10 protein-coding genes and 1 pseudogene are annotated in these 8,975 nt (G+C 66.0%); 2 read left to right on the forward strand and 9 right to left on the reverse strand.

Annotated elements, in window-relative coordinates:
* Positions 1-1,755, forward strand: a 1,755-nt coding sequence (locus FJ309_16545; protein MBM3956187.1) for a PEP-CTERM sorting domain-containing protein, incomplete at its 5' end; no start/stop codon positions are given.
* 47 nt (positions 1,756-1,802) lie between these two features.
* Here the strand turns inward: FJ309_16545 and FJ309_16550 are convergent.
* The 9 genes and pseudogenes from FJ309_16550 to lptB form a co-directional block, all read right to left on the reverse strand.
* On the reverse strand, positions 1,803-2,312 hold the full coding sequence (locus tag FJ309_16550) for a hypothetical protein (protein ID MBM3956188.1): 510 nt from the start codon (positions 2,310-2,312) through the stop codon (positions 1,803-1,805).
* A gap of 16 nt (positions 2,313-2,328) precedes the next feature.
* Positions 2,329-2,820 carry a hypothetical protein gene (locus tag FJ309_16555; protein ID MBM3956189.1) on the reverse strand — a complete coding sequence of 164 codons (492 nt, stop codon included), beginning with the start codon at positions 2,818-2,820 and terminating at the stop codon, positions 2,329-2,331.
* 3 nt (positions 2,821-2,823) lie between these two features.
* Positions 2,824-3,594: a TIGR04255 family protein gene (locus FJ309_16560; protein ID MBM3956190.1), complete on the reverse strand. Its 771-nt coding sequence runs from the start codon at positions 3,592-3,594 to the stop codon at positions 2,824-2,826.
* A gap of 282 nt (positions 3,595-3,876) precedes the next feature.
* On the reverse strand, positions 3,877-4,107 hold the full coding sequence (locus FJ309_16565) for a type II toxin-antitoxin system prevent-host-death family antitoxin (protein MBM3956191.1): 231 nt from the start codon (positions 4,105-4,107) through the stop codon (positions 3,877-3,879).
* A 56-nt stretch (positions 4,108-4,163) separates the two neighbouring features.
* On the reverse strand, positions 4,164-4,442 hold the full coding sequence (locus FJ309_16570; GenBank protein MBM3956192.1) for a hypothetical protein: 279 nt from the start codon (positions 4,440-4,442) through the stop codon (positions 4,164-4,166).
* 56 nt (positions 4,443-4,498) lie between these two features.
* Positions 4,499-5,575, reverse strand: coding sequence for a macro domain-containing protein (locus tag FJ309_16575; protein ID MBM3956193.1), 1,077 nt, complete (start codon positions 5,573-5,575; stop codon positions 4,499-4,501).
* On the reverse strand, positions 5,575-6,210 hold the full coding sequence (locus FJ309_16580; GenBank protein ID MBM3956194.1) for a DUF4433 domain-containing protein: 636 nt from the start codon (positions 6,208-6,210) through the stop codon (positions 5,575-5,577). Before FJ309_16580 ends, FJ309_16575 begins: the two co-directional genes overlap by 1 nt.
* A gap of 206 nt (positions 6,211-6,416) precedes the next feature.
* A pseudogene (locus tag FJ309_16585) lies at positions 6,417-6,843 on the reverse strand (restriction endonuclease).
* A 580-nt stretch (positions 6,844-7,423) separates the two neighbouring features.
* Positions 7,424-8,173: an LPS export ABC transporter ATP-binding protein gene (gene lptB, locus FJ309_16590; GenBank protein ID MBM3956195.1), complete on the reverse strand. Its 750-nt coding sequence runs from the start codon at positions 8,171-8,173 to the stop codon at positions 7,424-7,426.
* 175 nt (positions 8,174-8,348) lie between these two features.
* On the opposite strand from lptB, the gene FJ309_16595 reads away from it, so the two are divergent.
* Positions 8,349-8,975, forward strand: a 627-nt coding sequence (locus FJ309_16595) for an ATP-binding protein (GenBank protein MBM3956196.1), incomplete at its 3' end; no start/stop codon positions are given.

Raw genomic sequence — 8,975 nt, forward strand, 5'->3', positions numbered from 1 at the left:
GTGTCCGCTGGAAGCGGGCCCAATACGTTTGCCAACGACGTCATCCTCACCAACGGCTTCGCCCGGTTCGGCGGCTCGCAGCCGCTCACCCTCAACGGCGGCATGTTCCTGAATTCGGCCGCGACCAACAATTCGGTGGTTTCCGTCGAGAGCACGTCGGCCCCCGTGACGCTCAACGGGATCATCAACGGCGGCGGCGTGATCAAGCACGGCGCGGGAACGCTCACGTTCACCGGGGCGAACACCTACAGCGGCCAGACGATCGTGCGCGAAGGCACGCTCTCGGCGGCCACGATCGGCAACGGTGGCACCGTCGGCAATCTCGGCCAGGCACCGGCCAATTCGGCCTACCTCGTGCTCACCGGCAACGCGGTCGGTAACACCGGCACCCTCCGGTACTCTGGCGCCGGTGAATCGACCGACCGGCTGTTCACGATGCAGGGCTCGGGAGGCACGATCGATGCCTCCGGGTCGGGGGCGCTGGTGCTGGCCAACACCGGCACGATCAGCCAAGGCGCCGGCACGGTGGCATTTTCAAGCACGCTGGTCGCCAGTGCGGGCGTGGTCGGACTCACGACGTCGCAGGCGGCGCAGATCGTCGTCGGCTCGGCGGTGACGGCATCGGGGGCCGGCATTCCCGCCGGCACGACGGTCACCGAAGTCGGCGTCAACTTCGTGCGCCTCAGTGCCAACGGCACCAACACCGCCGGCGCACAGACACTGACCTTCACCCCCCCTGCCGCGCTGACGTCGCGTGTGCTGACGCTGACCGGGTCCAACACCGGCAACAACACGCTCGCGGCCGTGATCGCCGACGCCTCGGGCCTGCCGGTGTCGCTGGTCAAAAACGGCTCGGGCACGTGGCGCCTCTCCGGTGCCAACACCTACACCGGCGCCACCACGGTCCAGGCCGGGCGACTGATTGGCACCACGACGAGCCTCCAGGGCACGATCACGACCAACGCGGCGCTCGAGTTCAACCAAACCACCGACGGCACGTTTGCCGGCGACATCAACGGCACGGGGCTGTTCGAGAAGACCGGCACCGGCAGGCTGACACTCACCGGCGCGGCCCTCAACACGGGCTTCACCGGAACGGTCGGCGTCACCGGCGGGATCCTCGAGGTGGCCCCGACCACGGCGCTGGGCGCCGGGCCGGTGACGGTGGGGAGCGGCGCCTCGCTCGAGGTGCGCGGCACGCTCACGTCGACCGGCGTGACGATCGGCAGCGGCGCGACGCTGACCGGGACCGGTGCGATCAATGGCAACGTGCTCATGAACGGCACGCTCGCCCCGGGCGGCGGGCCGGGCACGCTGTCGATCACCGGCGACCTCGGCCTGTCGGCCGGATCGGTCCTCAATTTCGATCTCGCGGAGACCAACCAGACCGCCGGCGGCGGGATCAACGACCTGGTGATCATCAACGGCAACCTCGTCCTCGACGGCACGCTCAACGTGCCCGATCCGACGGCGGTGTCGAACTGGACGACCAACGCCACGCTTACCAACCCGATCGCCTGGACGCTGTTCACGTTCACCGGCTCGATCGTCAACAACGGCCTGGCGCTCGGCAATCTCCCGACGATCACCGGCACGGCCGGGCCGCAGTCCTGGGATATCGGGATCGTCCTCAACGAGGGTGGCGGCGGCAGCGTGAAGCTCGTCGCCGTGCCCGAGCCCTCGACGGCGCTGATGGTGACCGGTGCACTGGTGACCGGCACGGTCTACCTGCGCCGCCGCCGCCGGACCGCCTGACCGGCGCGGGGCGAGCGGACGGGCCAGGCAGAAGACCGAATTGCTGGCTACCCCGGTGAGTTTGCCGCGGAGTCCGGATCGGCCGAGGTGACGGGCGCGAAAATCACCCGAAGGCCGTTGGCTACGAGTGCTTTTGCGATCGCCATCCGGTCAGCTTTCGGCAGGGGCGAACCCGGATGGGTAGCCGCGAAAGTCGGATAGACCACATCGGCATGATTCGGGTTTGCCAGCCTCCGCCGAGGTTCAGCGGTCGATGGCGGGTCGAGCTCGACGGGCGACGCCGTGACCCGCAGGCCGACACTCCGACACTCGCCGGCCGCGAAATCCGCTCGCGCGAGGAGTCGCTTGCCGCGCAGTCTCGCTACCTCACGCCCTTCGTCCCAAATCTCATCCGTTGTCGCCTGCAGGTGCCTCATCACCGAGAGCTTCCCCGAGGCGGGCGGAATGAATTCGTTGTGCCGCAGCGTTCCATCGGCCCTGATGTTTCCCTGCACCATCACGAATCGGGCCAGCGTCTCCTCATCTGTGACATCGGGAACTTTGCTTGGATCGAGCATTCGAAGTGACCCCGGCTCATCTGTAAATCCGACTGAGGAGGTAGCGAAGCATCTCCGGGGCGTCGTCACCCACGTCGGGCGAAAATCGCCACGTGCCTCTTGGGTCATCGTCGCCGATCACGGCCGCCCAGTGCAGCACCCCAGCGGCACCGATGCTTACGCTGATCGTTCTCCTGGGACCGCGGTGCCATTCAAGGCAGAAGTCCCCATCGCGGTCTGCGCAGGCTTCAGGGGCGGGAAACGTCAGCGGCAAGGCTTCGACGAGCGCGATCGCCGAGCGGAGGCGATCCGGCGGCACCGCACGCGCCTCCTCGCCATCCCAATCGGGTTTGGAATACTGAATCCATTCCTCGAACAGCGCCTCAGCAGCGGGCTTTCGCGTTGGCCCGCTGGTGCGGGCGAAAGTCAGCGAAACGCGCTGTCGCTTTCGGCTTCCCTCCGCGATTTCTTCAAGTCGCAGGGCCGCGGGCCCCGCCCCGAAGTGCTTTCTCCAGCCGCCTGCCACCATCGATCATCTCCGCTCGCCAAAATGGGCCTCGGCGTTCCTGACAGTCGAGAAAAACACACGATTTTTCAGAAATCGCATTTCCTCGAGCCGCTGATCCGCCTCATCCAACGGAATAGTCTCCTCCAACGAGATATCAATGTCGAGGAACAGAACGCCCAAGTCGCCAGCCTCGCTGGGGTCCATTGCCCGTACAAGGCGAACGCCATATGCCGTGCCGGGCCAGCGTACGGCATCCTGATGGAAGAACGATGTCGACTCCAGGCCGAAATCGCTCCACGGGCGTCCCACGCCCTTCATGAAGGTGGCCACCCCCTTGCCGACGGCAAGCGGAATTTTGGAGATGGAGCGGACACCAAGTCGGCTGTACGTCGTCGGTTGAGCGGCCATGACAAACGCCGTAAGAAACGGGCGGGCCCGAGGAAGAAACTCCTCCCACCCCGCGTACGGCTCCAAACGACTGACCGCTACACCATTGGGAAGTATCTGGCCCACGACATGGCCGTCCGCGGAAACGACACGATATCCGGATTGCTCCACTGCCTCGGCAACCCCAACGCCGTGTTCCGACGCCGCGATCGTCGTCTGCAGGTGCCGCAAGGGCTGGATTGAGTAGCCCTTGAATGACTGCTCCAACGTCGGCCGCATTTCGTCGATCTTGACGGTGACGGTCGGCTCGGCACGCCATTCCACGACTGTCTCAACAACCGGCGCGTGAGCCAGCGCGGGAAACGTGTGCCGCACGTCGATGGCCGCGGAGACTGGTGGCTTTGCCATGGCAACGAGCTACTGTGAGTGAAGACCACGCCGGGCCCATCCTACACCCGAAAAACCTTCATCACCTCGTCCCCGAGGTGGTTGATGACCTTGACCGCGATCCTTCGGGACTTCGGCTTCGTGGACGCCCTTTTCGTATCTTCAGAGGGCTTGTCGTCGAGACACTCGCACTCGGCCTTGGGGAAGACATCCGCCTTCTCGCGCGTGGCCATCGGGAGAGCCGTCGGTTTGGGTGGTGGCTGCTCCCAGAGCCGGGCAACGCCGTAGAGTCGAGAAGGATCCTCACCGCATGTACTCCGCGAAGTCGTCGAGATGCGACTCGTCTTCGCACACGACGACCAGCGTCCCCAAGGCCGAACCGGGCGCCCGCGGCATCACGGGAATGGGCCCCTCTGCTTGGAGCCTGGCGATGGGCTGGTCGCTGCGGGTGATCGTCAATTCCTCGCCCGCACGGAGATGGTCGATCAACTCGGCAAGGCGGGCCTGGGCTTCATCAATCGTCACCGTGGCCATCGGTCGGCACCTCCAGAACGCTCTTGGACCCTCACCCTGGCGATGATTCTACCCCCTCACCCCACGACCGCACCGCCGCGATCGCGGGCAGCACCGCCCGTCACCCGAGTGATCAAGTCGGTGAAACAGCCCTTCACCTTGGCGGCAAACTCGCTCTCCATCTGGTAGACCTCGGTCAGTTCGGCGAAAGCCCAGCGGCCGTGGTGGCCAAGGCGGTTCACGCCGGGCATCCAGTAGGTTTTCATCGTCTCGGCCTTCTCCTTGGAATCCTCGCGGTGGTAGCCCTTGATCTCGACGACCTTGGGGAAGACATCTGCGTTCTTGCGCTTGGCCATCGGATCCTTCCTGGGAGTCGGGCGCCCGGCCACTCCGATCAGCGCGAGTTCACTCGTCAGCCCGAGAGGCTGGCGGCGGTCAGCCGCTCGATGGCAATGAGCAGCAGGCGATCATCGAAAAGCCTCAGCTTGCGGCGGGCGGCCGCGTGACCGCCCGGCCATTCGGCCAACCCCGCTTTGACGGCCGTAAGGGTCAGCGGGCATTGCCGTTCGGACGCCATCCAATCGACGGTTGCCAGCAGTTCCATGCCGAGCGGCGACTCGAATCCGTCGATCACCGCGGCAGTCGCCTCCAGCGCGTTGCGGTACTCGAGGCACTCCACCGACTGAAGGAACGCTTCGACTGCCGATCGCTTCGAGGCTTCGAACCAGATCAAATCGGTCGGCCCGGCATCGCTGAGCCGCTTCTCACAGTGCAGGTAGCTCCCGTCCAATTCATTGAGCAGGTGCCGGAGATTATCCGCGTACGGACCATACTTTTCCGGGGAATACTTCAGACCGAGGGGGTCGGTCAGCCGCAGCTTGCGGATCCCCCTGGTGAGGAACCACCCGAGCTTCTGCACTTCGAGGTTCGTGCAGTCCATTCCCAACACACCGTACCGCCTCACCAGCTCCGCCATCAGCGCCCGCGACGGCGTCAGGTGCTCGACACCGCTGCGTTTGGGGGTGTTGGGGTACTCCGACGTCGGCTCAAAAACGACGACGTCGACCTCGTCGAGATCGGCGAGCGCAAGATCGATCTCCCGTTTGACCTGCGACCATTCGAGCCCGCCGGCCCCGCAACCGAGCGGCGGGATGGCCACCGACCGAATCCGCCGCGCCCGGATCACCCGCGCCAGGTCGTGGAGGCCGTCGCGAATCCACTCCATCCTCGACGGCTGGCGCCAGTGCTTCTTGGTCGGAAAGTTGATGATCCAGCGCTGCCCGGTCAGATCGTGGTCGCGAACGACGAACATCGTCCCGACGTTCACTTCCCCTGCCCGACAGGCGGCGATGTACCGCCGGGAACTCTCGGGAAATGCTTCCCGAAACATGAGCGCGATCCCCTTGCCCATCACCCCGACTTCGTTGACGGTGTTGACGAGCGCCTCGACGGGGGCTTCGAGCAGATTGCCTTGGGTGTAGCGGATCATCAGAAGTACCAGGAGCGTTTTTTGAGGATTTTCAAACATACCCCGGCAGTTGTCTGTATTCCAAGGAGCCGCTCCAGAGGCCCCGGGCCATGGCACGCGATCCCGAGCAGCGCCGAGACGGGCAGATGGCGGTGGACGAGTGCTTCCGCCTGATACCGCTCGTTTCGTTCAGGGTGGTTCGGATCCCGTTGGAAATTCCGCTCGCGGAGCAAGTGCCAGTCGATGCAGTCGAGGTCGTGCAGGTCGGCAAGGTATCGGGCCGTCTGAACGTAGGCGTAGCGGTCGGTGTAGACGAAGGGTGTGACGGTCTCGACGAGCTTCGGCAGCGACGACACCAGGATCACGATGTCGGCCATCGGGAGCTGCTCCACCCCATGCCCCGTCTTGATCTTGAGGAGCATCGGCGAGTGGGGCGTGAAGTAGAACGGAACGTAGTCGCTCAGCGTTCCGCCGGGCGCGATGGGCACCTTTCGGTTCGAGCGTCTGGTGATCAAGTCGGGGTCACCGATGGACCGAAAGGCCGGGTCCTTCGTGGCAGCACTTTGACAATGGACGCCGTGGGAAAGGATCCACGGCACGTTGTCGATGTGAGTGATGCGGAAGATGAGGGCCTTCTCCCGGGAGATGTCGCTCATACCCGCCCTCCGCGGATGATCGACGCGGCCACGGGAGTCGGCACGTCTTCGATCGACACGGAGGCCATCATTCGCTCCTCACCACCCGCCCGAGCGTCGCCGTTGACTCGCGCTGCCTGCCGCTACACCGGCTTCAGAACGGGCGGTGCACCGGCTGCCTCGATCAAGTCTCCAAACGCCCTCTCGATCTTGGCGGTGAACTCGCTCTCGATCGTGTAGACCTCGGTCAACTCGGCGAAGCCCCACCGGCCGTGGTGGCCGAGATGGTTTACGCCCGGCACCCAGTAGGTCTTCATCGTCTCGGCCTTCTCCTTGGCATCCTCGCGGCGGTAGCCCTTGATCTCGACGACGAGGTTCAGGAGATCATCGTCACCGTGGCCGTCATCGACGCGCACGATGAAGTCGGGGCGGTAGCGGCGGACCTCGGAGCCGTAGCGGTAGGGCACCTCGAAGCCGAGCCCGTGGTTCTTCACGTAGGCCCGGACCTGCGGATGATCCTCGACCACGCGGCAGAGTTGCGCTTCCCAGCCGCTGTCGCAGACCACCCAATTCACGTGGCAGCGGTCGGGGGCCGTCTCCCACATGGTGTCGCGGGACGTGGTGAAGTTCACGAAGCGGGTGGAGCCCGGGGTTGGCATCGTCGTTGGCCCGGGCGAGGTATTCGAGGATCCGTTTCCCGGCGGCGGAGTGCGGGGCGACTTCCGTGAGCCAGATGGCGGTCTCCACCGCCTCGACCTGACAGAAAAACGGGCGCACCCCGGCGAACTGGTGCGACCGCCAATGCTTGAGGAGCCGGGCCGTCTCGGGGGTGACTTGCCACTCGCTGGGCTTGAGCCGCTCGCGCCAGGTGGTGACGGCGCTCCTGATCTCGTTGATGATCGACATCGACTCGTACTGCTGCTGTCGAGTCGAGAGGCCGGTGTCGTCCCCGAGGGGCAAGTCGGCCTGCGTGTCCTTCTTGCCCTTCCGCTTCTTCGGCTTCGGGATCGGCGTGACGAACTCGGCCTTCCGCCGGGTCTCGACGATGGCTTGCGTCGGCTGGCCGTCCTTGTCGAGCTCCCAATGGCGCGCGGGGGCCACGTAGGGGGAGTTGAGGATCGGCTGCTCGAAGAAGGCGTTGGACATGGCGACGCCATCACACCGGCCGGGACGAGGCTGCCGGCCTACGCCGGTGTCAGCCCCCTGGATAGGGGCTCAGGCGGCCCGCGCTCCGCTACGCCGCCTCGACGGCGTTGGGGACGTCGACCGGGGCTTCGCCGAAATAGAACTTCCGCGCGTCGGGGTTGGAGAGCACCTCCTGCGCGGTGCCGTGGCAGAGCACCTTGCCGGCGCGGACCACGTAGCTGCGGTCGGTGATCGCCAGCGTCTCGCGCTCGCGGTGGTCGGTGATCAGGATCGAGATCCCGCCGTCACGCAGGCCGACGATGATCTTCTGGATCGAGTGGATCGTCACCGGATCGATCCCCGTGAACGGCTCGTCGAGGAGGATGATCCGCGGCTCCGTCACCAGGCAGCGGGCGATCTCGAGGCGCCGCTTCTCGCCCCCCGAGATGTAGTGGGCACGCGACTTGCGGATCCGGACGATGTCGAACTGCTCGAGCAATTTCTCGCAGCGGCGCCTGCGCTCCGCCCGCCCCATCCCCACCAGCTCCATGATCGCCAGCAGGTTCTGCTCGACGGTCAGCTTGCGGAACACGCTCTGCTCCTGGGCGAGGTAGCCCATCCCGCCGTCGCGGGCGCGCTTCGCCATCGGCCAGCGCGTGATCTCGTGGTCGTCGAGGAGGACGCGCCCCGAGTCGGGGATCACCATCCCGCAGGTCATCCGGAAGCTGGTCGTCTTGCCGGCGCCGTTGGGGCCCAGCAGGCCGACGATCTCGCCGGCCTCGACGTGGAAATCGACGCCGTCGACCACCCTCCGGCGGCCGTAGGTCTTCACCAGTCCCTGGACACTCAACAGCGGCATCGATCCCTCGTCCGGCACCTGCCGCGGCACCCATCGGGCCACGGCGCTCTCCGGGCATCTTCCCGAACGCGGGGGCCCGGAGGCAATCGCAGTTGGCCGGGGCGGCAAAGGGCGGCCACCGAACCATGAAATCCTAACGGTAGACATTAGATTTTCATGGACATAGAGTGGGGGGATGATCGACCGCCAGACCGACCGCCGGCTGGTTTCCCGAGCGCTTGCCCGCAGCCGCATCGTCGCCCTCCTCGGCCCCCGGCAGTGCGGCAAGACGACGCTGGCGCGGGAATTCGTAGACCCCGAGTCGCCGAACTATTTCGACCTCGAAGACCCTGTCGGCCTGGCCCGGCTGGCCGAGCCGGAGACGGCGCTGCGCACACTGCGGGGCATCGTCGTGATCGACGAGGTCCAGCGGCGGCCCGACCTGTTTCCCCTGCTGCGGGTCCTCGCCGATCGCCGCCCGCTCCCGGCGCGGTTTCTGATCCTCGGCAGCGCCTCGCCGGAACTGATCCGGCACTCCTCCGAGACACTCGCGGGTCGGGTCGAGACCGTGCCGCTCGAGGGGTTCAGGCTGGCCGATGTTGGCGCCACCCGGCTCGAGCGCCACTGGCTGCGCGGAGGCTTTCCGCTCGCCTTCACCGCCCGGAGCGAGGCCGAATCGGTCGCCTGGCGGCGGCAGTTCCTCCAGACATTCCTCGAACGCGACATCCCGCAGCTCGGGGTCCGGGTGCCGGCAGCGGCGCTGCGCAGGTTTTGGAACATGCTCGCCCACCACCACGGTCAGCTCTGGCATGCCGCCGACCTC

This window comes from Planctomycetota bacterium (assembly GCA_016872555.1).
GTDB lineage: Bacteria > Planctomycetota > Planctomycetia > Pirellulales > UBA1268 > F1-20-MAGs016.